The organism is Mesorhizobium sp. M3A.F.Ca.ET.175.01.1.1 (assembly GCF_004791945.1).
Taxonomy (GTDB): Bacteria; Pseudomonadota; Alphaproteobacteria; order Rhizobiales; family Rhizobiaceae; genus Mesorhizobium.
Genome location: NZ_SRTP01000275.1, coordinates 1 through 314 on the forward strand (window position 1 = coordinate 1; position 314 = coordinate 314).

Here is a 314-nt window from a genome sequence, read left to right on the forward strand (position 1 = left end):
AATTGTTCTGCCCGCGATTGACCGGAAGATCGTTGCCCCAATAGTCGGCCACCCGCTCGTATTCGATCCATGCGCCGGCCGACCACCGGCCGACCTTGTAGGCGCTTGAACCCAATGGAGGGTTCATTTGCGATGAATCGAAGGGATTGGCAGTATAGAAGGCTTTCGACAGGATCGGGAATCCGACGACATTGAGAATGGTGCGGGCCGACTGCTTGCCGGAGAATTTGAGCTCGGCCGTATGGGTATCCTTCGCCACCACGTCATCCAGATGCGTCAGCGACAGCGCGTAGTCCGGATGCCCTTTGTCCTTG

The 314-nt window shown here is 57.6% G+C and carries 1 protein-coding gene; it reads right to left on the reverse strand.

Annotation, left to right across the window (positions count from 1 at the left end; translation table 11 throughout):
- On the reverse strand, positions 1-314 hold a 314-nt coding region (locus tag EN818_RS31630; RefSeq protein ID WP_245521442.1), incomplete at both ends, for an ABC transporter substrate-binding protein.